At 59.7% G+C, this 24,618-nt stretch carries 19 protein-coding genes; 7 read left to right on the top strand and 12 right to left on the bottom strand.

Annotated elements, in window-relative coordinates:
- The 5 genes from ACMXYI_RS14905 to ACMXYI_RS14885 all read right to left on the bottom strand — a co-directional run bounded on the left by ACMXYI_RS14905 (window position 1) and on the right by ACMXYI_RS14885 (window position 4,333).
- Window positions 1-1,818, bottom strand: a complete 1,818-nt coding sequence (locus ACMXYI_RS14905; protein ID WP_415773753.1) for an ABC transporter ATP-binding protein — start codon at window positions 1,816-1,818, stop codon at window positions 1-3.
- On the bottom strand, window positions 1,811-2,413 hold the full coding sequence (locus ACMXYI_RS14900; protein WP_177338865.1) for a DsbA family protein: 603 nt from the start codon (window positions 2,411-2,413) through the stop codon (window positions 1,811-1,813). The genes ACMXYI_RS14905 and ACMXYI_RS14900 overlap by 8 nt, the downstream gene beginning before the upstream one ends.
- A 39-nt stretch (window positions 2,414-2,452) precedes the next feature.
- Window positions 2,453-3,394 carry a rhodanese-related sulfurtransferase gene (locus ACMXYI_RS14895; protein WP_415773752.1) on the bottom strand — a complete coding sequence of 314 codons (942 nt, stop codon included), beginning with the start codon at window positions 3,392-3,394 and terminating at the stop codon, window positions 2,453-2,455.
- A gap of 102 nt (window positions 3,395-3,496) precedes the next feature.
- Complete coding sequence (locus ACMXYI_RS14890; RefSeq protein ID WP_008151216.1) at window positions 3,497-3,796, bottom strand: BolA family protein; 300 nt, start codon at window positions 3,794-3,796, stop codon at window positions 3,497-3,499.
- Window positions 3,797-3,808: 12 nt separating this feature from the next.
- Window positions 3,809-4,333, bottom strand: coding sequence for a DUF2059 domain-containing protein (locus tag ACMXYI_RS14885; RefSeq protein ID WP_033055281.1), 525 nt, complete (start codon window positions 4,331-4,333; stop codon window positions 3,809-3,811).
- A 192-nt stretch (window positions 4,334-4,525) separates the two neighbouring features.
- Between ACMXYI_RS14885 and ACMXYI_RS14880 the strand changes: the two genes are divergently transcribed.
- Window positions 4,526-5,920, top strand: a complete 1,395-nt coding sequence (locus tag ACMXYI_RS14880; RefSeq protein WP_415773751.1) for a class II fumarate hydratase — start codon at window positions 4,526-4,528, stop codon at window positions 5,918-5,920.
- Window positions 5,921-6,050: 130 nt separating this feature from the next.
- Here the strand turns inward: ACMXYI_RS14880 and ACMXYI_RS14875 are convergent, their stop codons facing one another.
- A complete protein-coding gene (locus tag ACMXYI_RS14875; RefSeq protein WP_415773750.1) occupies window positions 6,051-7,010 on the bottom strand; it encodes a DMT family transporter in 960 nt (319 codons plus the stop codon).
- Between the two features lie 211 nt (window positions 7,011-7,221).
- Between ACMXYI_RS14875 and ACMXYI_RS14870 the strand changes: the two genes are divergently transcribed.
- Entirely contained in the window at window positions 7,222-7,416 is a 195-nt protein-coding gene (locus ACMXYI_RS14870; protein ID WP_033055288.1) for a DUF6316 family protein, read from the top strand.
- A gap of 122 nt (window positions 7,417-7,538) precedes the next feature.
- Here ACMXYI_RS14870 and ACMXYI_RS14865 read toward each other — a convergent pair whose 3' ends face one another.
- Both ACMXYI_RS14865 and pap read right to left on the bottom strand, forming a co-directional pair.
- On the bottom strand, window positions 7,539-8,723 hold the full coding sequence (locus ACMXYI_RS14865) for a thiolase family protein (protein ID WP_415773749.1): 1,185 nt from the start codon (window positions 8,721-8,723) through the stop codon (window positions 7,539-7,541).
- Window positions 8,724-8,824: 101 nt separating this feature from the next.
- Window positions 8,825-10,348 (bottom strand): polyphosphate:AMP phosphotransferase, encoded by a 1,524-nt coding sequence (gene pap / locus ACMXYI_RS14860; protein ID WP_415773748.1) that lies wholly within the window; start codon window positions 10,346-10,348, stop codon window positions 8,825-8,827.
- A gap of 319 nt (window positions 10,349-10,667) precedes the next feature.
- On the opposite strand from pap, the gene mnmC reads away from it, so the two are divergent.
- Complete coding sequence (gene mnmC, locus ACMXYI_RS14855) at window positions 10,668-12,650, top strand: bifunctional tRNA (5-methylaminomethyl-2-thiouridine)(34)-methyltransferase MnmD/FAD-dependent 5-carboxymethylaminomethyl-2-thiouridine(34) oxidoreductase MnmC (protein ID WP_415773747.1); 1,983 nt, start codon at window positions 10,668-10,670, stop codon at window positions 12,648-12,650.
- 5 nt (window positions 12,651-12,655) lie between these two features.
- Here the strand turns inward: mnmC and ACMXYI_RS14850 are convergent, their stop codons facing one another.
- Complete coding sequence (locus ACMXYI_RS14850; protein ID WP_415773746.1) at window positions 12,656-17,476, bottom strand: NEL-type E3 ubiquitin ligase domain-containing protein; 4,821 nt, start codon at window positions 17,474-17,476, stop codon at window positions 12,656-12,658.
- Window positions 17,477-17,773: 297 nt separating this feature from the next.
- On the opposite strand from ACMXYI_RS14850, the gene ACMXYI_RS14845 reads away from it, so the two are divergent.
- The 4 genes from ACMXYI_RS14845 to ACMXYI_RS14830 all read left to right on the top strand — a co-directional run bounded on the left by ACMXYI_RS14845 (window position 17,774) and on the right by ACMXYI_RS14830 (window position 23,058).
- Window positions 17,774-19,546 (top strand): N-acetylglutaminylglutamine amidotransferase, encoded by a 1,773-nt coding sequence (locus tag ACMXYI_RS14845; protein WP_415773745.1) that lies wholly within the window; start codon window positions 17,774-17,776, stop codon window positions 19,544-19,546.
- A gap of 3 nt (window positions 19,547-19,549) precedes the next feature.
- Window positions 19,550-21,295, top strand: a complete 1,746-nt coding sequence (ngg, locus tag ACMXYI_RS14840) for an N-acetylglutaminylglutamine synthetase (protein ID WP_415773744.1) — start codon at window positions 19,550-19,552, stop codon at window positions 21,293-21,295.
- 145 nt (window positions 21,296-21,440) lie between these two features.
- Complete coding sequence (locus tag ACMXYI_RS14835; RefSeq protein ID WP_415773743.1) at window positions 21,441-22,631, top strand: osmoprotectant NAGGN system M42 family peptidase; 1,191 nt, start codon at window positions 21,441-21,443, stop codon at window positions 22,629-22,631.
- Between the two features lie 199 nt (window positions 22,632-22,830).
- Window positions 22,831-23,058, top strand: a complete 228-nt coding sequence (locus tag ACMXYI_RS14830; RefSeq protein WP_003199186.1) for a YheU family protein — start codon at window positions 22,831-22,833, stop codon at window positions 23,056-23,058.
- Between the two features lie 5 nt (window positions 23,059-23,063).
- Here the strand turns inward: ACMXYI_RS14830 and csrA are convergent, their stop codons facing one another.
- From csrA to ACMXYI_RS14815, 3 genes are all read right to left on the bottom strand, one after another.
- A complete protein-coding gene (gene csrA / locus ACMXYI_RS14825) occupies window positions 23,064-23,249 on the bottom strand; it encodes a carbon storage regulator CsrA (RefSeq protein ID WP_129437377.1) in 186 nt (61 codons plus the stop codon).
- Window positions 23,250-23,402: 153 nt separating this feature from the next.
- The gene (locus ACMXYI_RS14820) at window positions 23,403-23,735 is read right to left on the bottom strand and encodes a YnfA family protein (RefSeq protein ID WP_415773742.1); all 333 of its coding nucleotides are present in this window, start codon (window positions 23,733-23,735) and stop codon (window positions 23,403-23,405) included.
- 64 nt (window positions 23,736-23,799) lie between these two features.
- Window positions 23,800-24,615 (bottom strand): SDR family oxidoreductase, encoded by an 816-nt coding sequence (locus tag ACMXYI_RS14815; protein WP_415773741.1) that lies wholly within the window; start codon window positions 24,613-24,615, stop codon window positions 23,800-23,802.
- Window positions 24,616-24,618 lie beyond the last annotated feature (3 nt).

Genomic DNA, 24,618 nt, shown 5'->3' with positions numbered 1-24,618 from the left:
TTACAGCTGCTGCAAATGCCCATAAAGCTTGGCGTATAACCCACCATCAGCAATCAACTGCTGATGGTCGCCATCCTCGGCGATCTGCCCGCCGTCGAACACCAGCACCCGATCAGCCTGCTTCACAGCCGACAACCGATGCGCAATGATCAGCGTGGTGCGGTTGCTCAAGAACCGCGCCAGCGCCTGGTGCAGGTTGTATTCGGTGGCGGCATCCAGCGCTGAGGTGGCTTCGTCGAGGATCACCACTTTGGGTTCGGCCAGTACCATCCGCGCAATCGCCAGGCGTTGGCGCTGCCCGCCGGACAACCGCACGCCGGAACGTCCGACGATGCTGTCCAGGCCGTTGGGCAGCTCTCGAACGGTCTGGTGCAGTTGCGCGATTTCCAGCGCTTGCCAGCAAGCTTCGTCGCTGCGTTCGCGGCCCATGGTCAGGTTGGCGCGGACGGTGTCGTTGAACAGCGCCGGATGTTGCAGGACCACGGCGACATTTTCCCTCACGGTTTCCAGGCCGATCTCTTGCTGGGTCGAGCCGCCGAAGCGAATCGTCCCGGCGAGCGGCGTGTACAGGCCCAGCAGCAACTGCACCAAGGTACTTTTGCCACCACCGCTGGCGCCGACAATCGCGACTTTTTCGCCGGGGGCGATCGACAGGTTCATCTGGTTCAACACCAGCTCGTCGCCGTAACCGAAACTCAATCCCTGGACTTCGATGCCAACGGTTTCGCGACCGTTGAACGGGTCGACACCGCCCGGGTATTCAGGCTCATCGGCCCGGGCCAGCAACTCGTTGATCCGCGACAGCGCGCCGCCGGCCGCGTAATAGGCGTACTGCAGATTCAGCAGCTGTTCCACCGGACCGATCATGAACCACAGGTAGCTGAACACCGCGAGCATCTGGCCGATGGACAGGTCGGAAAACAGCACGGTGAGCATCGCCGCCGCACGGAAAATATCGATACCGAACTGGAACAGCAAGCCGCTGGCACGGTTCGAGGCATCGGTTTTCCACTGCGAGTTCACCGCGTAATCGCGCACTTCCCGGGCACGTTGACCCAGGCGTCCAAGGAAAAATCCCTGACGGTTGCCGGCGCGTACTTCCTGAATGGAGTCGAGGGTTTCGGTCAGCGCCTGGGTAAAGCGCGAGGTGCTGTCGTTCTCGAGTTTCTTCAGGTGCTTGACCCGTTTGCCCAGCAGTACCGTGGCGTAGATCACCAGCGGGTTGAACAGCATGATCAGCAGCGCCAGCTTCCAGTGCATCCAGATCAGAATGCTCGCGGTGCCGACCAGGGTCAGCATGGCGACAAGGAAGCGGCTGAGGGTTTCGCCGACGAATTTGTCCACGGTATCCAGGTCGGTGACCAGGTGCGTGGTCACCGTGCCGCTGCCCAGGCTTTCGTATTCGCCCAGGGAAATGCGCTTGAGCCGTTCGATCAGCCGTGTGCGAATGCGGTACACGATGTCTTTGGCCAGTGCCGCAAACAACTTTGCCTGAACAACGTTGAAGAACAAGGCGCCACAACGTAGCAACAAGGTCACCAGCAGCATCAGGCCGATGTAGCCCGCCGCTTTCTGCCAGTCGTCGGGCAGCGCGTGGTTCATGACTTTCAGTGCGGCGTCACCGTGGCCCAGCAGCACTTCGTCCACCAGCAACGGCAGGAGCAAGGGAATTGGCACGCTACACAGGGTTGCCAGCACCGCCACGCCGTTGGCGATCCACAGAGATTTCTTGTGATGCAGCGCCAGGCGACGGATTTCTGCCCAGCTCAGACGGTCGACACGTGAAGGAGCTGGCGCGTCGTCGGGCAGATCATGCACAGGCAGCGCGCTCCAGCCAGCGGCCGAGCAACGGAGACAATACGCTGAGCGGCTGATAGCCATTGGTCAACAGCGCCAATTGACCATCACGCTCAGCCAGCAAGGTAGGGAAACCGGCAATGCCCAGGTCCTGGACCCAGGTGAAATCGGCCGCCGTCGCGGCGTGCTGATCGGCACGGTCGAACGCGGCGGCGAACTCGATGCGCGGCAGACCGGCCTGCTCCGCCAGCTCCACCAGAACACTGGCGTGGGTGACATCGCGACCTTCGGCGTAAAACGCATGCTGAATCAGCCCGAGCAGTTTCCACGCGCAATCCGGCGCCAGGCTGCGCGCGGTCACCAGCGCCCGACAGGCAGGTTCGGTGTCGTAGACAAACCCGTCGGGCAACGCGCCTTCCAGCTTGAACGGTTGACCCGTGGCTTCGGTGACCGCCTGCCAATGCTCAAGGATGTAGCGCCGGGTGGTCGGCTCCAGCGCGGAGCCGCTGCCGGTACGCAAACCGCCCACCACCAGGTGCACGTCCACCCCCGCTGCTTGCGCCTGCTCGACCAGCGCGTTGGCCACCGGCGCGAAGCCCCAGCACCAGGAACACATCGGGTCCATCACATAGAGCAGGCGCTGCACGGACATGGTTCAAGCCTCGGAAGGAGTTTGCTTGTAGTTGTAGCCGATCGGATGAGGCAGGTTGCGCGCCTTGGCCAGTTCGATCTGCTTTTGCCGGTCGATGGCACTGCGACGGGTCTTCTCGCTCAGCTTATCCCAGCAATGCGGGCAACTGATGCCGGCCACGTAGTGCTCGGATGTGCGGTCTTCGACGCTGATCGGTGTACGACAGGCATGACATTGATCGTAGTCGCCTTCGCTGAGGTCGTGACGAACGGTCACGCGGTTATCGAACACGAAGCAGTCGCCCTGCCATTTGGTTTCTTCCTGCGGCACCTCTTCGAGGTACTTCAGAATACCGCCCTTGAGGTGATAGACCTCGTCGAAGCCCTGGCTGAGCATATAGCTCGACGCCTTTTCGCAACGAATGCCGCCGGTGCAGAACATCGCGACTTTCTTGTGCACGGCCGGGTCGAAATTGGCTTTGATGTAGTCGGGGAATTCGCGAAAACTGGTGGTCTTCGGGTCGATGGCGCCTTCGAAGGTGCCGATCGAGACTTCGTAGTCGTTGCGGGTGTCGATCAACAGCACTTCCGGATCGCTGATCAACGCGTTCCAGTTCTCTGGATCGACGTAGGTGCCGACCTTTTTGTTCGGGTCCACACCTTCGACGCCGAGGGTGACGATTTCTTTCTTGAGTTTGACTTTGGTGCGATAGAACGGCTGGTCGTCGCAGTACGACTCTTTGTGGTCGATGTCGTCCATGCGCGGGTCGTTCTTGAGCCAGGCCATCAGCCCGTCAATGCCTTCGCGGCTACCGGACACGGTGCCGTTGATGCCTTCTTCGGCGATCAGCAGCGTGCCTTTGATGCCGTTGTCGACCATCGCTTGCAGCAGCGGCTCGCGCAGGGCGACGTAATCTTCCAGGGTGACGAACTTATACAGTGCCGCCACGACAATCTGTTGTGTCATGGGTGATTCTCCAGGTGGCTACCCTCGTAAGGGGTGAACCGGATGCGAAAAAAAACGCGCCGGGTGAGCGGCGCGTTGCGGATTCTAGCAAAAAACCGATGCTTAATGCTTGCTGCCGCCAGCACAGGTCGGCGAGGCCGGAGCCGCGTCGATCTGTGCCCATTCCTCTGGCGTGTAGGTATGCAGCGCCAACGCATGGAACTCGCCCATCAGCTCGCCGAGCGTGCCGTAGACTTTCTGGTGACGCTTGACGCGGTTGAGCCCTTCGAACTGCTGGCTGACCACCACGGCCTTGAAGTGGGTCTGCAACCCACGACTGTGCATGTGGCTTTCATCCAGCACTTGCAGATGCTGCGGCTGCAACAGGCCCAGCGTCGATTCGATGCGTTGTTGCATGGTCATACCGAACTCCGCTTAAGGCTTTTTCTTGGCTGGAGCGGCGGCGCCTTTAGGCTCCAGCTCGGCCGTCATGTCAGCCAGCAGCTTGTTGACCACAGGCACGGCGCTTTCCAGCTTGGCTTGAGTCATCTGGGCCGATTGCTGAGTCAGCTGCGGCATTTTTTCCAGGACTTTCTTGCCCAGTGGCGACTGGTAGAACGCGACCAGGTCTTTCAGCTCGGATTCGCTGAAGTTGGTGGTGTAGAGCTTGACCATGTCCGGCTTCAGCTTGTTCCAGCCAATGGCTTGGTCCAGCGCGGCGTTGGCTTTGGCCTGGTAGGTTTCCAGCAAGGCTTTTTTCGATTCAGGTGCTTTGGTTTGTTCAAAGCGTTGAGCGAACATTTGCTGCACTTGCATGTACACCGGAGTGCCCAATTTGTCAGCGTGCGCCAGGGTCAGGAAAGCTTCGGCACTGGCGTTGTGGCTGGCGGTATCGGCAAAAACAGGGCCGCTGGCGCAAACCAGTGCAACCGCGGTACAGATGGCACGAAGACGAGTCATCGAGTTTCCTTTTCTAGCAGGCGAGGTAAAACCCCAAGGGCGTCCATTCTGCGCCTAAAAAACTGTGTGGCTCAACCCCAAGCCTTGTCGGGCCTGATTTAGAGGGGTTGAACGGTCAAATTCCAGACTGATGGAACCACGACAGGCGATCACGGCCTAAACTGCGCTATCAGACCTACAGGAGTGTGCATGATGAGCCGTATCGAAACCGACAGCCTTGGCCAGGTGGAAGTCCCGGATGAAGCCTACTGGGGCGCTCAGACGCAACGCTCATTGATTAACTTCGCGATCGGCAACGAACGCATGCCGCTGGCGGTGCTGCATGCCCTGGCGCTGATCAAGAAAGCCGCGGCGCGGGTCAATGACCGCAACGGTGACCTGCCCGCCGACATCGCCCGGCTAATCGAACAGGCCGCCGACGAAGTGCTCGACGGCAGCCATGACGACCAGTTCCCGCTGGTGGTCTGGCAGACCGGCAGCGGCACCCAGAGCAACATGAACGTCAATGAAGTGATCGCCGGTCGCGCCAACGAACTGGCCGGTAATGCTCGCGGCGGCAAGTCGCCGGTTCACCCTAACGATCACGTCAACCGCTCCCAGAGTTCCAACGACTGTTTCCCGACCGCCATGCACATCGCGGCAGCCCAGGCCGTGCAACAGCATTTGCTGCCGGCGATCAGCGAACTGTCGGGCGGATTGGCCGAGCTGTCGGCGCGGCACATGAAACTGGTCAAAACCGGTCGCACCCACATGATGGACGCGACACCGATTACCTTCGGCCAGGAACTGTCGGCGTTCATCGCGCAACTGGATTACGCCGAACGGGCGATCCGCAGCGCGCTGCCGGCCGTCTGTGAGCTGGCCCAGGGCGGCACCGCGGTCGGCACCGGGCTGAACTCGCCCCACGGTTTTGGCGAAGCCATCGCTTCCGAGCTGGCCGCCCTCTCCGGCCTGCCGTTCGTCACCGCACCGAACAAATTCGCCGCCCTGGCTGGCCATGAGCCGCTGACCACGCTGTCCGGCGCGTTGAAAACCCTCGCCGTGACCCTGATGAAAATCGCCAACGACCTGCGCCTGCTGGGCTCCGGGCCGCGAGCAGGCTTCGCCGAAGTGAAACTGCCGGCCAACGAACCGGGCAGCTCGATCATGCCGGGCAAGGTCAATCCGACTCAGTGCGAAGCCCTGTCGATGCTGGCGTGTCAGGTCTTGGGCAACGACGTCGCCATCGGGTTTGCCGCGAGTCAGGGGCACCTGCAACTGAACGTGTTCAAACCGGTGATCATCCACAACCTGCTGCAATCGATCCGCCTGCTGGGCGATGGCTGCAGCAACTTCCAGCAGCATTGCATCGCCGGTCTGGAACCGGATGCAGAGAAAATGGCTGAACATCTGGAGCGTGGGTTGATGTTGGTGACAGCGCTGAATCCGCACATTGGTTATGACAAATCGGCGGAAATCGCCAAAAAGGCTTACGCCGAAGGGCTGACCTTGCGTGAGGCGGCGTTGCAACTTGGGTATCTGACGGACGAAGAGTTTGATGCGTGGGTGAGGCCGGAGAATATGCTGGAGGCTGGCGCCAAGGGCTGAGTTTTGTAGCGTCTGACAGTCAGCCATCGCGGGCAAGCCACGCTCCCACAGGTTCTGAGTCGATCAAGAATATTGTGATCTACATAAAACCTGTGGGAGCGTGGCTTGCCCGCGATGAACGATGACGCGGTCAACCTGCTGCCACCCGTACCTTTCGGGCCTTGAGCCCCGCAATCAACGACGGCCCCAACGCCACCAGTGCCGACCCCAGCACCACCAGCACCGCCCCGCCATAACCCAGACCATTGATCGTCTCGGCATGCACATAGTCCGGCCACAACCACGCGGCCACTGCCACCGCAGCAAACGTCACCAACGGCGTAATCGCCAGCGTCGCACTGACCCGCGACGCCTCCCAATGCGCCAATGCCTCGGCAAACGCGCCATAAGCAATCAGCGTATTCATGCAGCACGCCAGCAGTAGCCAGCCTTGCAACGGACTCAGTTGCAGCGCTTCCAGCGGATGCACCCACGGCGTCAGCAACATCGCGCAGAACAGGTAGATCACCATCATCACCTGCAGCGAATTCCACACCGTGAGCAATTGCTTCTGGCCCAAGGCGTAGAACGTCCAGACCGTGGACGCCAACAGCACCAGCAGCACGCCGGCGGTGTAATCGGTCAGCGAGGTCAGCAACTCGGCCAGCCGCTGATTGAAAAACAGGGCAAAGCCGATCAACAGCACCAGCAGGCCAATCCCCTGCCCCACGCTGAACCGTTCCTTGAACACAAACAGACTGGCGATCAGCAACATGATCGGCCCCATCTGCACCACCAGTTGCGCGGTGCCGGGGCTGAGCAGGTTCAGGCCCATCAGGTACAACACGTAGTTGCCCACCAGGCCGAGCACCGCCATCAACACCAACCAGCCACCACGCGGCCCGAGCACCTTGCGGCTCGGCAGGCGCTTGGTCGCCGCCAGATAAATGAACAGGCACCCGCCGGATACGATCAGGCGAAACCAGGTCACCGTCACCGGGTCCATCACCAGCAGCACTTGCTTGAGTTTGATCGGCAGGATTCCCCACAGCAGCGCGGTCACCAAGGCCAGGAACAGACCGTAAACCCAGCGACCCGATGAAATGTGCATTGCGAACCCCGAAGCCAAGTGGCGAGAACGGTCATTCTAGGCTTAGAGCCGTTCGGCACACAGGGACAGTTGGGCGTTGGCCGCGAATGAAACTGTGCAGGTCGCACCATTAAATTGGCGCTATGCCGTCGATCGGTTGGCCAGGCGTTGCAAGTGGTTCATGCATAAGCTCATGGGATTCGCCAACAGGAACATTCCTCAGGAGATCGCCATGTACGGCAAGCGCGCCCAGGACAATGCCCCCGCCACGCACTTTCGCTGCGACCGAGTGTGTCGTGTGAATGGGGATTTGTATTTCAGCACCCGGGAAAACACCCTTGAAGGGCCGTTTGAAAACCCGGAGAAGTTGGCGCGGGAGGTACAGGCTTACATTGAGCGGATGCTGCTTCTGCGGATGAGCCTGTAGACCGAGGCGCTGCCTTCGCGAGCAAGCCCGCTCCCACATTGGATCTATGCTGCACACTAGATCCCTGTGGGAGCGGGCTTGCTCGCGAAAGCGGTTAATCAGACGACACAAATCTCCCAGACTTAACGCACAGCTTCAAACAACCCGGTCGCCCCCATCCCGCCACCCACACACATGGTGACGATGCCGTAACGCACGTTGCGGCGCTGCAATTCACGCACGAGATGCCCGACTTGACGCGAACCGGTCATGCCGAACGGATGGCCGATGGAAATCGAACCGCCATTGACGTTGTACTTGTCGTTATCAATCTCCAACCGAATGCGGCTGTACAGGCATTGCGAGGCGAACGCTTCGTTGAGTTCCCACAGATCAATGTCGGCAACCTGCAAACCCTTGGCCTTGAGCAACTTCGGCACCGAGAACACCGGGCCGATGCCCATTTCATCCGGCTCACAACCGGCCACGGTGAAGCCACGGAAGAACGCCTTGGGCTTCAACCCCAGTTCCAGTGCTTTTTCCAGGCTCATCACCAGCGTCATCGACGCGCCATCAGACAGCTGCGAAGAATTGCCCGCCGTCACCGAACCGTCTTCGGCAAACACCGGTTTCAATCCCGCCAGGCTTTCCAGGGTGGTGCCCGGGCGATTGCAGTCATCGTGATCGACGATGCCGTCAAGGATCTGTACCTGACCGGTGGCCTTGTCTTCAACGCGATACTTCACCGCCATCGGCACGATTTCATCGTCAAACAATCTATCGGCCTGAGCCTGAGCGGTGCGTTGCTGACTTTGCAGCGCGTACTGATCCTGTTCTTCGCGACTGACGTTATAACGACGAGCGACGATTTCGGCCGTCTGGCCCATCGGGAAATAGATGCCGGGCACTTGCTCTTTGAGTAGCGGGTTGATCAGGTTGTCGGTGTTGATGCTTTTCATGGTCAGGCTGATCGACTCGACGCCACCGGCGACGATGATGTCGCTGCAACCCGAAGCAATCTGGTTGGCGGCGATGGCGATCGCCTGCAATCCCGACGAGCAAAAACGGTTGAGGGTCATGCCGGCAGTGCCGGTGCCCAGGCGCGACAGCACCGCGATGTTGCGACCGATGTTGAAGCCCTGGCCACCTTCATTGGAACCGGCACCGACGATGCAGTCCTCGACGCTGGCCGGGTCGATGCCCGAGCGCGCCAGCAGCGCATTGACGCAATGGGCCGCCATGTCGTCCGGACGGGTCAGGTTGAACTTGCCGCGAAAGGATTTGGCCAGGCCGGTCCGCACGCTGTCGACGATCACCACTTCACGCATGGCATACCTCATTGTTGTTGTCGGTTGGGAGTGGACCGAGCATAAGTCCACTGCATTACCGACCGCGACAATCATTCACCCCGCGTATGCGCAACCATCGCTCACTTCTTGTACTGTTTCACTTTCCTGCTGTGCTTGTCGGACTTTTCAAACGCCTCTTCCAGCGCCAGATTGATGGTGCGCAGGACTTTTACCCGCGCCCAGCGCTTGTCATTGGCTTCCACCAGCGTCCAGGGCGATATCTCGGTGCTGGTGCGATCGACCATGTCACCGACCGCCGCGCGGTAGTCGTCCCATTTGTCACGATTGCGCCAGTCATCTTCGGTGATCTTGAAACGCTTGAAGGGAATTTCTTCCCGCGCCTGGAAGCGCTCCAGTTGCGTCTGCTTGTCGATGGCCAGCCAGAACTTGACCACGATCACCCCGGCCTCGGCGATCAGCTCTTCAAAATCATTGATTTCACTGTAGGCCCGCAACCAGTCCGCCGGCGGGCAGAAGCCTTCGACGCGCTCCACCAGCACCCGCCCGTACCACGAACGATCGAACACCGTGAACTTGCCCTTGGCCGGGATGTGCCGCCAGAAACGCCACAGATAAGGCTGCGCACGTTCCTCTTCGGTGGGCGCGGCAATCGGCACGATGCTGTACTGACGCGGATCGAGGGCCGCCGCGACCCGGCGGATCGCCCCGCCCTTGCCAGCCGCATCATTGCCCTCGAACACCGCCACCAAGGCGTGCCGACGCATGCGTTTGTCGCGCATCAGGCCGGAGAATCGCGCCTGCTCGATAATCAGCTGTTCTTCGTAATCGTCCTTGTCCAGGCGCAGGGTCAAATCCAGGCTGTCGAGCAGGTTCAACTGATCGACATGGATGGGCAACGGCGCGGCATTGACCTTGGAAGGATGGACCTTGTGTCGCTTCAGGGCACTTTGCAGGCCTTCGAGCAGGATCTTGCCCACCGCCAGGCTGCGGTAATGAGGGTCCACCCCTTCGATCACGTGCCAAGGCGCGTAGTCGCGACTGGTACGGCGCAACACGTGTTCGCCGTACTTCACGAATTTGTCGTAGGTTTTCGATTGTTGCCAATCCAGTGGACTGATGCGCCAGCTGTGCAGCGGGTCATCCGCCAGGGCCTTGAGCCGCGCCTTCATTTGCTTCTTGGAGAGGTGGAACCAGAACTTGAAGATCAGCGCGCCTTCGTCGCAGAGCATTTTTTCAAAGCGCTCGGACTGGTTGATCGCCTGATCCAGCACCGGGTCCTTGAACAAGCCATGAACCCGGCCTTGCAGCATCTGGCTGTACCAGTTGCCGAAGAAAATCCCCATGCGGCCCTTGGCCGGGAGCATCCGCCAGTAGCGCCAGGCCGGTGGCCGAGCCAGCTCTTCGTCGGTCTGCTGATCGAACGTGCGGACCTCGATCAGGCGTGGGTCCATCCATTCGTTCAGCAACTTGACCGTCTCGCCCTTGCCGGCGCCTTCGATGCCATTGATCAGAATGATCACCGGAAAACGGCGTTGCTGGTGAAGTTCGAACTGCGCTTCGAGCAAGGCTTCACGCAGGGCCGGTTCTTCGGCGTCGTAGGTTTCTTTGTCGATGGCGTGACCGATTTCGGCGGATTCGAACATGGGACGGCTCCTTCCAGGATTGAGCAAGACTAGCGGATTGAGTTGTTTTCCGTGGGAGAAATCCCTTACTTCGCAGCAACGATAATTTCTTGTAGCAGCTGCCGAAGGCTGCGTTCGATCGCGCAGCGGTCGCAAAATCAGCCGATGTATTTTTTCAGGTAAACCGTGAACTCAGGATTTACGACCGCTGCGCGATCGAACGCAGGCTGCGCCAGCTGCTACAGATTTTCAGCGAATCTGCGAACGCAGGCGTTGCCATGGATCAAGCACCGCTCCGGCGATCGGCTAGAATGGCCGCCTTGCCGTTGCCGAGCCTGCCATGAAACCTGTATTGCCCCACGCCCAGCTCGACTGGGACGACCAAGGTCTCCCGCGCTCGCGGGTGTTCGATGATGTGTATTTTTCCGATCTGTCAGGGTTGGACGAAACCCGCTACGTATTCCTCGAACAGAACGCTTTGCGTGAACGTTTTGCCGCGTTGCCGGCCGGCGGTCGACTGGTGATTGGCGAGACCGGTTTCGGCACCGGGCTGAATTTCCTTTGCGCCTGGCAGCTGTTCGAACAGCACGCGGTGGCCGGGGCGCGACTGCATTTTGTCAGTGTCGAAAAGTACCCGTTAAGCCTGCCCGATCTGCAGCGTGCCTTGGCCTTGTGGCCAGAGCTCAAACCGTTTGCCGATCAACTGCTGACGCAATACATCGCAATCCACCAAGGCTTCCAGCGCCTGGTGCTGGACAACGGTCGCGTGACCCTGACCCTGCTGATCGGCGATGCGCTGGAGCAATTGCCGCAACTGGACGCGCAGATCGATGCCTGGTTTCTCGACGGTTTCGCCCCGGCGAAAAACCCCGACATGTGGACCGCCGAACTGTTCGCCGAACTGGCGCGTCTGGCGGCCCCCGGCTCGACCATCAGTACGTTTACCAGCACCGGCTGGGTACGCCGCCTGCTGAACGCGGCGGGCTTCAAGATGAAGCGCACACCCGGCATTGGCCACAAATGGGAGATTTTGCGAGGCGTGTTCCTCGGCTGGCCTGAGGACGTCCCGATGTCCGCCCCGGTTAAACCGTGGTTTGCGCGGCCGACGCCACTGAACGGCGAGCGTCGTGCCTTGGTGATCGGCGCCGGCCTGGCCGGTTGCGCCAGCGCCGCCAGCCTCGCGGCGCGGGGTTGGCAAGTCAGTCTGCTGGAGCGTCACGATGCGCTGGCGCAAGAAGCCTCGGGCAATCCACAGGGCGTGCTGTATCTCAAGCTTTCGGCCCATGGCACCGCGTTGTCGCAGCTGATTGTCAGTGGTTTCGGTCACACCCGGCGCTTGCTCGAACATCTGCAACGGGGCGTCGACTGGGACGATTGCGGGGTCTTGCAACTGGCCTTCAACGCCAAGGAAGCCGAGCGTCAGGCGCAATTGGCGGCAGCGTTTCCCGAAGACTTTCTCCACACACTCGATCGAGCGCAGGCCGAGGCGCGCGCCGGTATCGGTTTGCAATGGGGAGGTCTGTTTTATCCCGAGGGCGGTTGGGTGCATCCGCCGGCCCTGTGCCAGTGGCAAGCCACGCACCCGAATATCCAGATACTGACGCACCATGATGTACTGCAATTGCGCAGCACTGATGGGCAATGGCAAGCGTGGGACGGCGACACGCTACTGGCCAGCGCACCGGCAGTGGTACTGGCCGGCGCTGCCGAGATCAAGCGGTTCCCTTACAGCAGCGAGTTGCCGCTCAAACGTATTCGTGGACAGATCACTCGCCTGCCGCAGACAACTGAAAGTCAGACGCTGAGTACCGTGGTCTGCGCCGAAGGATATGTTGCGCCAGCACGACTGGGTGAACACACCCTGGGTGCCAGTTTCGATTTCAACACCGACGACCTCACACCGACAGCGGCCGAACATGCAGGCAACCTGCAGATGCTTGAAGAAATCTCGATGGACCTGTTGGCTCGGTTAAAGGCAGATGCATTGCAACCTGAAACACTCGAAGGTCGCGTGGCGTTTCGCTGCACCAGCCCGGATTACTTGCCGATTGTCGGCCCATTGGCCGACAGTCAGACATTTGCAGATGCCTATAGCGCCTTGAGCAAGGATGCCCGAAAAACCCCGGACAACCCTTGCCCATGGCTGGACGGTTTGTACGTCAACAGCGGCCACGGTTCCAGAGGGTTGATCACCGCGCCGTTGTCAGGCGAGTTGCTGGCCGCCTGGCTCGATAACGAACCATTGCCCCTGCCGAGAGCCGTGGCCGAGGCTTGTCATCCGAATCGCTTTGCGTTGCGTCGATTGATCAGAGGTAAGGCCTGACGCGCTCACCCCAGCATAAAACAAGTCTTCAACTCGTCCGCCTTCAGGGCCTCTTCAGTCAGCCTGTTCAACAGGCTGGTTTCTCCCCGTTGCAGCTCATCCACGATGCCGTCGACCTGCGCGTGATATTCCGCGCCAGGCGTTTCCTCGCGTCCAAAGGCCGCCTCCATCCGCGGGTGAAAAGGCGCGGCAAGGTCGGTGAATTGCTTGCCATGATGCTGACGCAAAAAATCGACCCAGAACGTGCGGTTGCTCATGTAATTCAGTAGCTCGGGTGAGAGTTCTGCAGTGATGACTCTGTTGTACGCAACATCCAGGTCTTTTGATGTCACGCCGCCAAGCGACGCGTAGCGCATATGCCTGGGTTGGCCGACAAGGTCGAGTTTTTCGGCCAGACCGGTGCGATAGGCCAATTCCACTTCCACGGGATCGAGCCTCGGATTGGCCTGGACATGTTCCCGAGCGATCTTGGCGAGATAATCCTGGCGGAACAGACGTCGCCCCAGACTTAACAATCGAGAGGCCTGATCGTGAGCATTGGCGGACTGCCGAATCACCTTGTCGATATCGACTGCCACCTCGATATTACTGAAAGTCGTGGCCGCAGAATCAGTGCAATTGGACTTCACAGCCATCGAAAGCAATTGATCGCGTAACGCCGAATCTGCCTGAGTCGCCTCAATGACACTCCAGACCCGGCGAGTCATGTCTTCATGCAAATAGCGGCTATCTGCCGTGCTTCCAGCCTCTGCCAACAACCGAAAAAACCCATCCGAAGCGGGTTCGTTTTTCAGCGCGCTCCATGTGCTGTTGCGACCGGCATAGGTTTCTTCACCCGGTGAAGGCATCCACAGGTCTCGAGCCATTTGCTCATTGGTCACTGCGGCATCATTGTCGAGAAAGCCCATCCCGATGCCTGTGCGGTCACGATAGATTTTGAGCTTCGCACGGCTGGCCACAGATAATGGGTTATGCCGCAGATTGACCGTTTGGGCGAACCGTTTCGGGACATCAAACAGCCAGGCCGGCAACTCCCGAATCTCGTTACCTCGCAGATCGACCATGTCCAGATTCGGCAATCGGGCAAGCCCCACAGGCAGTTCCGTGGCGTGGGTATCGCGCAAAAACAAAGATTCCAAATGGAACATTTTGCTGACATCAGGCGTGGCCCCCAACCGATTACCGCTGAGCCCTAGCGTGCGCAAATTGCGCATATCGGCCAGCTTGCGCAGCGTGTGTTCGGTCAGTCCCAGCTGATTTCCATTCAGACTCAAGTGCTGAAGGTGCGGCATGTGCGACAGCGCTTCAGGCAATCGTGTCAGTCGATTGCGGTCCAGTTCCAGACTGACAAGCCCTTTGAACGGCCTGAGGAAGTACGCCAGCTCATCTCCGGCTTCCATGTCTTTGATGGACAGGCTGCGCACATGGGCGACGTCCTGCTCGGTCAGCGTCGGCAGTTGGCCCACCGGGTTGCGATCAAACTTGAGCGTGGTAAAAGGCTGATCTTGCGGCCATCGCGGCGGCGCGACCCGGCGCCAGCAGTTTTCGATGGCATTGGCCACCTGACGACGGCTGACACGAATATCGTTGAGCTGCCCCGGCAGCTTCTTCATCTGAACCTCATCGTCGCGCCAGGTGTGCAACACCCCGAGAAAACTCTTGAGCTGCTGTTCAAGTGCCTTGATTCGATTGACCCGCTGCATTTGGGTACTGCCCGCCTCGTCGAGAAAGGACGAAACCTGGGCATCGGTGAACAGCGGGTAGAGCTTTCTGACTTTTCGCATCAAGCCTTTTGCGTAAGAACCCGTCGCGGGCGGATCAGCCTGGACACAGTTGGAAAGGTGTTTCGGGGCTTCACTGATCTCACCCCGCAGGAGCTGTCCGGTACGCGCCGGATTGCCAGTGGCTGCAGCCGAAAGACGTTGTCGTAGAACGGGAACACCAAGTGTGTCGATGCCTGAGAGGCCCATGCGGGTACGTTGGTCTGCCGGCAATGCATGGAAGATCGATTCCATGAGTGTTTCGCTTGTTCGGGTGGTTAGCGAAGTGCCGTTGCGCTGTGTGACCTGATAGCCCGCGGACGTCTTGACGATTACCCCGGTCGACGCCGCGTCAACATTGCCCGCACTGTCCAGCAAAGTCCCCGTCGGCGACCCCTGTCGTACTTCCAGCCGATAACCTTCATCCCAGCCCTGCAGCCGATCAAGAAGCCTGAGGGCCAGCGTGTCCGTGTCGGCGTTGGCCAGTTGCGCAAGGTGCAGCCCCGTGAGTGCACGGTCCAGCCTGATGGCGGACTGCGCCTCACTGACCTGCCGAGCCAGCTCAAATCCAAGAATCCTGCGGTCACGAAGAAAGCTGCGATCCCTGCCAGAGGCGTTATCCAACAACTCTTTGGCGACTCGAACGGGAACCTCGGGAGCCTGTTCGCGCAACGTCGCGACATCGCCGGTGGCGTCGCCGTCATAGGTTTTGTAGAGCCAGTCATGTAGCGGCCGGCGATCAGTCTTCAGAGTGCTGGCCATTTTATTTGCCAACAGCACAGACTTCGATTCGGTCCTCCCAGGGCCGACGATGGCTACGACCTCGTTAGAATGGAGTCCGCTGTTGACGGTTTCCAGCAGTTGTCCTGCGTTCAGTTGCGCTTGAGAAACCCGTACGCTGTTGATGTCGTCATCTTTTGGCGCCGTCTCCGGGAAGCGTGACACGACCCGTTCATTTTCATCGCGCACTTCAATGAAGCGCTTGGCGGGCCATCCCGGCAACCTCGGCAGTGTATGCAGTTGCTCCTGTACAAATTCCGTATTGGCGCTCTCTCCCGCCTCCATGGCCGCGATCAGCCGGGTGATTCGCCCGTCCAGCCTGAAGCGCTCGATACAATCATTCAGCCGTTGCGGTAACTTCAGGTTGCCGGCATGCAGTCGGTAAAGCTCGGCGGGTGATATCCCGGTCATTTCGGCGATCTGCGTCAGCTCAGTGGGAGAAAACCCGCCCAGATGCGTCGCCGTACGACGCAATGCATAACCGCCATCCGGCCATTCGTGCGCATGTTCATGGACATGTCGCCACCCCCCTTCGACGTTCCGTTCGATGCCTGGCTCGAACGCACCTTGGCGCGCGGGATGTTTTATCTGCCACGCATTCTTGGCCGCGTTGTGCGAGACGCGATATGTCGCTTCGTCCATGACGATCGAAGAGTGCTCGCCGTCGGTGTAAATGCCCTGCGAGTCGGGCTGCAACGCTTCTGGCAGTGCCGAGGGCTGTTTATAAGACTGAAGGTCGGGCTTCCAAAGCAGTGCTTTGCCATCAGCGCGGTTCACCGCCTCGAAGCCGTCAAAAAAAGTCGCATTTTCTTTCACGGCTCGACCGATGGCTGTCGAAACAACTTTGCCGCCCACCGCAATCGCCGCCATCTGCGCAACGCTTTCGACAACTGTCAGCAAGTGGGATAACGCCCTGGTCCGCTCGCCGTGCGCCCAATCTTCCACGCCCTCATAGACTTCGCTGACGATGTCAACGACTGCAGCAATGGCCATCAATTGGCCCAGCACCGGCACGAAAAATGATGCCGCGTTCAACAGCAGGAGGCCTCCATCGAGCAACATTTGTATGGTTTTCTGCCGTTGCTCCTCATCGACATCTGCGGTGGGGACGGCAAGAATTCGCGCATCTCGCTGGGTTTTGCTGAAAAAAGCGTTGAAGAAAAAATCTGAAGGACGAGTGGCCGGCGTGGCAGTGAGCGTGCCCAGGGTTTTGTCCTTATCAAACTCGGTAAAGAAATCGGTTTTATCGTGACCTGGGAGGTACTGTCTGGCGAAGTAGTCCCTATAGCTTTTACTTTGCAGATGAAGTGTGAGGTAAGTCTTGAACTCATCTAGCGAGGCATATTCATACAGCGGTCGCCGAGGTTCGTTCGGCATGTAAACCACGCACTTTGCCTTCGGATCGGTATCGATGGAAACCTTGGTGAACACCAGTGCCCCACAGACGCAGGCGTCATGAATCGTCAGACCTTGCCAGATCACCGGTGCACCATCGAAGACAGCTCCCCTGGTCTGTGCTGCCGGGACATCTTGTTTGATCACGCTCAGCATCATCTTGTACACAGCGGCACTGATGTTCTTTTTCAGGTAGGCGATGTGAACGGCGACTTGCATATCCAGCAATTTCAACCGCCGGATGTCAGCGGCCGTTGCACGATCGTCGACAGGCAGGTTGCTTTCGGGGTTGCCCGGTAATGCCAACACCTGGCTGATATGACGTTGATAGAGGGTACCAAGGTCGAGTTCGCGACAGAGCGCCGCGAATTTCGTCGGGGTTATTTCAGTACCCGTCTGGGGTTTTGCATTGATCCGTATTAACGATTCTTCAGGAATTGCGCCAGGCCTGGCTTGCGCTGTGGTGAAGTTCTCCATGGCCGCGTGTAACAGGGTGCGAGACGTGGTCGTTTTACGCCCCACGTAGCCGACGGGAAACAACCCGGTAGCTGAAATCAATGTGGTGATGATCTCCAGAGTGTCGCGCTCAACATCGAAATCAGCCGTCCACTTACCCTTGAGGAAGACGGTCAGTTGTTCCTTGCAAAACTCATCCAGAGGCTTGAGCGTGTTGAGCACCTCCTCGGCTTTGGAGTACGTGAGATTGCTTTGCTCAATCGCTGCCTTCAGGGCCTGCACCACCGTCAGGTCTGCGCTGGCCAGCCAGTCCGGAATGGACTTGCGCAAAACCTCGGCCTTGTCCAGATCAGCGGTATGGTCGACCAAAAGTTCGGTGCGTTGCGCGGTTGTAAAAGTCGCGACAGCCGGTGTCGCCTCGGGTGTGGTAAGCATGAGCAATATCCTTATTGCACGAGGAGGCGCTCAGTCTATGAAGCTCAGCGGTCAATTAATAATTCGAATACCGGATTGGATTGGCGCGCATCCAAGCAGCTACTCCTATGCATCACCTCATTATTTACCACCACTGCCATGCGCATTTCTGCCCTGCCTGCCATTTGTCCGGCAATTCCTGCTTATAACTTATCGATCTAAAACTCCCACTACCGAGGCGGGTCAGTTTCTGAGTACCTGCCGTTTTTGGCGCGGTATCGATTGACCCTCCCCAACGGAAAAACCGGTAAGGAATTTATGTGCGGATTAGCTGGCGAGTTACGCTTTGATCATCAACCTGCGGACCTCGCGGCCGTTGAACGAATCACCCATCACCTGGCCCCTCGCGGCCCTGACGCGTGGGGCTTTCATGCCCAAGGGCCGATTGCCCTGGGCCATCGTCGCCTGAAAATCATGGACCTGTCGGACGGCTCGGCGCAGCCGATGGTCGACAACCAACTGGGCTTATCCCTGGCCTTCAACGGCGCGATCTACAACTTCCCGGAACTGCGTACCGAGCTTGAAAGCCTCGGTTACGCGTTCTATTCCGGTGGTGACACCGAAGTGCTGCTCAAGGGTTATCACGCCTGGGGCGAAGCACTGCTGCCCAAGCTCAACGGCATGTTCGCCTTCGCCATTTGGGAGCGCGACGCCAAACGCCTGTTCATCGCCCGCGACCGTCTGGGCGTGAAGCCGCTGTACCTGTCGCGCACCGGCCAGCGCCTGCGCTTTGCCTCGGCACTGCCGGCGTTGCTCAAGGGCGGCGACATCAACCCGATCCTCGATCCGGTGGCACTCAATCATTATCTGAATTTCCACGCCGTGGTCCCGGCCCCGCGCACCTTGCTGGCCGGCATCGAAAAACTGCCACCGGCGACCTGGATGCGCATCGAAGCGGACGGTACCACCGAGCAGAAAACCTGGTGGACCCTGCCCTACGGCCCACACGCCGACGAGGTGAATCTGACACTCGAAGACTGGCGCGACCGTGTGCTCGACAGCACCCGTGACGCGGTGGCGATCCGTCAACGTGCGGCGGTCGACGTCGGTGTGCTGCTTTCGGGCGGTGTCGATTCGAGCCTGCTGGTCGGTCTGTTGCGTGAAGTCGGTGTTGAAAACCTGTCGACCTTCTCTATCGGTTTCCAGGATGCCGGCGGCGAGCGCGGCGACGAGTTCCAGTATTCGGACCTGATCGCCAAGCACTACGGGACCCAGCATCACCAATTGCGCATCGACGAAAAAGAGATCATCGAGCAATTGCCTGCAGCGTTCCGCGCCATGAGCGAACCGATGGTCAGCCATGACTGCATCGCCTTCTATCTGCTGTCCCGCGAAGTGGCCAAGCATTGCAAAGTGGTGCAAAGCGGCCAGGGTGCCGACGAATTGTTCGCCGGTTATCACTGGTATCCACAAGTCGACGGTGCCGAAGATCCCTACACCGCCTATCGCGATGCGTTTTTCGACCGCAGCTACGACGACTACGCCGCCACCGTGCAGCCCAAATGGCTGACGGCTAATGATGCGGCCGGTGACTTCGTCAAAGAACATTTCGCACAGCCCGGCGCCGATGCCGCGGTGGACAAAGCCTTACGTCTGGACAGCACGATCATGCTGGTGGACGACCCGGTCAAACGCGTCGACAACATGACCATGGCCTGGGGCCTGGAAGCGCGTACGCCGTTTCTCGACTATCGCCTGGTGGAACTGTCGGCTCGCGTGCCGGGCAAATTCAAACTGCCGGACGGCGGCAAACAAGTCTTGAAAGAAGCGGCGCGGCTGGTGATTCCGAGTGAAGTGATCGACCGCAAGAAAGGCTACTTCCCTGTGCCGGGCCTGAAGCATTTGCAGGGCGATACGCTGAACTGGGTGCGCGAACTGCTGCTCGATCCGAGTCAGGATCGCGGCCTGTTCAAGCCAGAGATGCTCGATCGCCTGCTGAGCGATCCGCAAGGCCAGTTGACGCCGTTGCGCGGCTCCAAGCTGTGGCAATTGGCGGCGCTGAACCTGTGGCTCAGTGAACAAGGAATCTGATCGATGAAACCCCACGCCACGGCCTACAGCCAACGCTTGTTGCGCGGTCAGGCGCCCTCTTACGAACGCTTGCAGGCGCGTCTGGCCGAAGACGGCAGTGAATTGGGCGCCGCACCGATTGCCGTGCATTGCGGTTGGGGCCGGTTGCTGATCGGTCATACCTTCCCGGACGCGGCGAGCCTGGCCCAAGAGCTACTCAACGAACAGACCGGTGAGCGCGACATCGCCCTGTACGTGGCTGCGCCTCAGCAAGTGCTGGGGCTGGAGCCGGCGCAGTTGTTTCTCGACCCGTCCGACACCTTGCGCCTGTGGTTCAGCGACTACCGTCAGTCCACTCGGGTGTTTCGCGGCTTTCGCATCCGCCGGGCCCAGAGCGACGCGGACTGGCAGGCGATCAATCAGCTGTATCAGTTGCGCGGCATGCTGCCGATCGACGCCAACTTGCTGACCCCGCGTCATCAGGGTGGGCCCGTCTATTGGCTGGCCGAAGATGAGGACAGCGGCGCGATCATCGGCAGCGTCATGGGCCTCAACCATCACAAGGCGTTCAACGATCCGGAAAATGGCAGCAGCCTGTGGTGCCTGGCGGTCGATCCGCAATGTTCGCGACCGGGCGTCGGTGAAGTGCTGGTACGGCACTTGATCGAGCACTTCATGAGCCGTGGGCTGAGTTACCTGGACCTGTCAGTGCTGCACGACAACCAGCAGGCGAAAAGTCTTTACGCCAAGCTCGGGTTTCGCAACCTGTCGACCTTCGCCATCAAGCGTAAAAATTGCATCAATCAGCCGTTGTTTCTTGGCCCGGGTCCCGAGGCCGATTTCAATCCTTATGCACGGATCATCGTCGAGGAAGCTCATCGTCGCGGCATCGATGTACAAGTTGATGACGCCGACGCCGGGATGTTCACCCTCAGCCATGGTGGGCGTCGAGTGCGTTGCCGCGAATCCCTCAGCGACTTGACCAGCGCCATCAGCATGAGCCTGTGCCAGGACAAAAGCCTGACGCACAAAGTGCTCAAGGCCGCCGGTTTGAACCTGCCAGCGCAGCAACTGGCCAGCAACGCCGATGACAATCTGGCGTTTCTCGACGAGCACGAACGGGTGGTGGTCAAACCGCTGGATGGCGAACAGGGCCAAGGCGTCGCGGTGGATCTGCGCACCATCGAAGAGGTCCAGCAAGCCATCGAATCTGCCCGCCGGTTCGATAGTCGAGTGCTGCTGGAAAGTTTCCACGAAGGCCTCGACTTGCGGATTGTGGTGATCGGTTTTGAGGTGGTCGCCGCAGCGATTCGTCGCCCGGCAGAAGTGGTGGGCGATGGTCAGCATTCCATCGGTGCGCTGATCGAAGCCCAGAGCCGGCGTCGTCAGGCGGCTACCAGTGGAGAAAGCAAAATCCCGCTGGACCATGAGACCGAGCGCACCTTGCACGCGGCGGGTTATGACTACAGCAGCATTCTTCCAGCGGGCGAGCATCTGTTCGTACGGCGTACGGCGAATCTTCATACCGGCGGGATTCTTGAGGACGTCACGGCGATCCTGCATCCGACATTGGTGGATGCGGCGGTGCGTGCGGCACGGGCGCTGGACATTCCGATGGTCGGGCTCGACCTGATGGTGCCCGCCGCCGATCAACCGGACTATGTATTTATCGAAGCCAATGAGCGCGCAGGGTTGGCTAACCATGAGCCGCAGCCGACGGCTGAGCGGTTTGTGGATTTGTTGTTTCCGCACAGTCAGCCGGCGGCCTGACATTCCCCTTCATGATCGTTCCCACGCTCTGCGTGGGAATGCCTCACCGGACGCTCTGCGTTCGTTCTTGGGACGCAGAGCGTCCCTGGCTGCATTCCCACGCGGAGCGTGGGAACGATCAGGCCTCAACTCATCAGGAGTTTCCATGACCAGCAAAATTCCGGAACCGGATCTGAACTACCTGCAAAAAGTCCTGCTGGAAATGCTCGCCATTCCCAGCCCGACCGGGTTCACCGACACCATCGTGCGTTACGTCGCCGAGCGGCTTGAAGAGCTGGGCATTCCCTTTGAGATGACCCGCCGCGGCACCATCCGCGCCACCCTCAAGGGCAGGAAGAACAGCCCCGACCGCGCGGTCTCCGCCCACCTCGACACCATCGGCGCGGCGGTTCGCGCGATCAAGGACAACGGCCGTCTGACCTTGGCGCCTGTCGGTTGCTGGTCCAGCCGTTTTGCCGAGGGCAGCCGGGTCAGCCTGTTTACCGACAACGGCGTGATCCGTGGCAGCGTGCTGCCGCTGATGGCTTCCGGGCATGCGTTCAATACCGCCGTGGATGAAATGCCGATCAGTTGGGATCACATCGAATTGCGCCTGGACGCCTATTGCGCCACACGTGCCGATTGCGACTCAATGGGGATCAGCGTCGGTGATTTTGTCGCCTTCGACCCTTTGCCGGAGTTCACCGAAAGCGGCCACATCAGCGCCCGACATCTCGACGACAAGGCCGGTGTTGCGGCGTTGCTGGCGGCATTGAAAGCGATCGTCGACAGCGGCGAAGAGTTGATGATCGACTGTCATCCGCTGTTCACCATCACCGAGGAAACCGGTAGTGGTGCCGCGGCGGCGTTACCGTGGGACGTCAGCGAATTCGTCGGCATCGACATTGCCCCGGTCGCGCCGGGTCAGCATTCCAGCGAACATGCGGTGAGCGTGGCGATGCAGGATTCCGGAGGACCTTATGACTATCACCTGTCGCGGCATCTGCTGCGCCTGGCCAGTGACAACGAGTTACCGGTGCGCCGTGACCTGTTCCGCTACTACTTCAGCGATGCCCATTCGGCGGTCACTGCCGGGCATGACATTCGCACCGCCCTGCTCGCCTTCGGCTGCGACGCCACTCACGGCTACGAACGCACCCACATCGACAGCCTCGCCGCCCTCAGCCGCCTGCTCGGCGCCTACATTCTGAGTCCGCCGGTGTTTGCCAGCGATGCTCAGCCTGCGAAAGGGTCGCTGGACCGGTTCAGTCATCAGATCGAACATGAGACGCAGATGGAAAGCGATACGCGGGTGCCGTCGGTGGATAGTCTGGTGGGACAGCGGTCAGACAACTGAGTTTTACCTCTGATCGTTCCCACGCTCCGCGTGGGAATGCAGCCCGGGACGCTCCGCGTCCCTTTCGAGAGCTGGAACGCAGAGCGTCCCTTGAGGCATTCCCACGCAGAGCGTCGGAACGATCACCGCTCGGGGTCAGCAGGCTAGCCGCAACCTCCCATTCGCCGTAGCATCGCGCCATTGTTTAGCCGAGGTGCCTATGCTGATTCCCCACGACCAACTTGAAGTCGACACCCTCACCCGCCTGATCGAGGATTTCGTGACCCGTGACGGTACAGACAACGGCGATGACACGCCGCTGGAAACCCGTGTTCTGCGTGTTCGCCAGGCATTGACCAAGGGCCAGGCGCTGATTGTCTTCGATCCGGAAAGCGAGCAATGCCAGTTGATGCTCAAGCACGATGTGCCCAAGCATCTGTTCGACTGAGGCTTTCAGCGTCCTTTGTTTTTCGCCAGTTTGACCTGGATGCGGTCGTAGACTTCGGCCCGGTGCACGTTGACGTTCTGCGGCGCTTCGACACCGAAGCGCACACTGCCTCCGTTGACGGCCAGAATGCGCACGGAAATGTTGTCACCGATGGAAATCAACTCGCCCACAACGCGACTGAGTACAAGCATGGCATTCGTCCTTCAGGGTTATCGAACCCTGAAGATGCCCTGCACTGAGCGGGGCTTCAATGCGACAGCGGTAAATCAGTCCCGCCCTACAGCGCCGTCCGAACAGCTCCTATGGAAACGTCCGACAAACCCGTTGAATGAAGGACCGATCCTTCAGGAAGCGGAGAAGCGCGGGCCGAAAAGGATGACGCTGGCCCCGATTACACACAGCGCCACGCCGAGCCAGTCCGAGCCCAGCGGACGAATCCGCTCGACCACCGCCAGCCAGCCGATCGACGCGATGATGTAGATGCCACCGTAAGCGGCATAGGCGCGACCGGCGTAGGTCGCTTCGATGCGGGTCAGCAGCAGCGCGAACAACGTCAGACTGAGCAGAGCCGGTGCGACCCACCAAGCGCTTTTACCCTGGCGCAGCCACATCCAGAAGGCAAAGCAGCCAGCGATTTCGAACAGCGCGGCGAGGAAAAACCACAGGTAATTGAGCATGCAAACGTCTCGCGAGGATGGCCGATGGCGGCCACCCTAACGACGGTGTTGCGTGCGGGCAAGTTCAGCCTGCGGTTTGTTTGGCCTTCGCGCGCATTTTGTCGGCCATGACGGTCATTTCGTCGTAGAGCAGTTGCGGGCTCTTCTGCTTGAGCGCCCAGGCCATACGGCCCTGTTCGTGAGGCAGGATCATGAATTCGCCGGCCGCGACATGCTGATAGATGTAGTCGGCAATGTCGGTCGCGCTGATCGGCGAGCTTTCCAGCAACTTGCCGACCTGGGCTTTCATGGCCGGCGTCGGGCCACGAAAGGAGTCCAGCAGGTTGGTCTGGAAGAACGACGGGCACACCACATGCACGCCGACTTCCTGCTGCGCCAGTTCGATCAACAGGCTTTCGGACAACGCCACCACGCCAGCCTTGGCGACGTTGTAGTTGCTCATGGCCGGGCCTTGCATCAGGGCTGCCATTGACGCGATGTTGATGATCTTGCCTTTGCTTTTTTCCAGCAGCGGCAGGAAGGCCTTGCAGCCCTTGACCACGCCCATCAGGTTGATCGCGATCTGCCAGTCCCAGTCTTCCAGGGACAGTTCACTGAAGAACCCGCCCGAGGCAACGCCGGCGTTGTTGACGATGACATCGATGCCACCGAGTTTCTCGTCGCAGGCTTGGGCGAAAGCGGTCAGCTGGCTGTAATCGCGCACGTCGCAACGCTGGATAAAACCGTCGCCACCGGCTTCGCGAACCAATTTAAGGGTTTCCTGCAGACCGGGTTCGCTGACATCCGACAAGGCCAGCTGCCAGCCTTCACGCGCCCAGCGCAGCGCGATTTCGCGACCTAAGCCCGAGCCCGCACCAGTGATCATCATGCGATTTTGCATAGC

This window comes from Pseudomonas lyxosi (genome assembly GCF_047758685.1).
Taxonomy (GTDB): domain Bacteria; phylum Pseudomonadota; class Gammaproteobacteria; order Pseudomonadales; family Pseudomonadaceae; genus Aquipseudomonas; species Aquipseudomonas lyxosi.
Note: the sequence above shows the minus strand (reverse complement) of the source record. Positions and strands in the feature narration are given on the sequence as shown.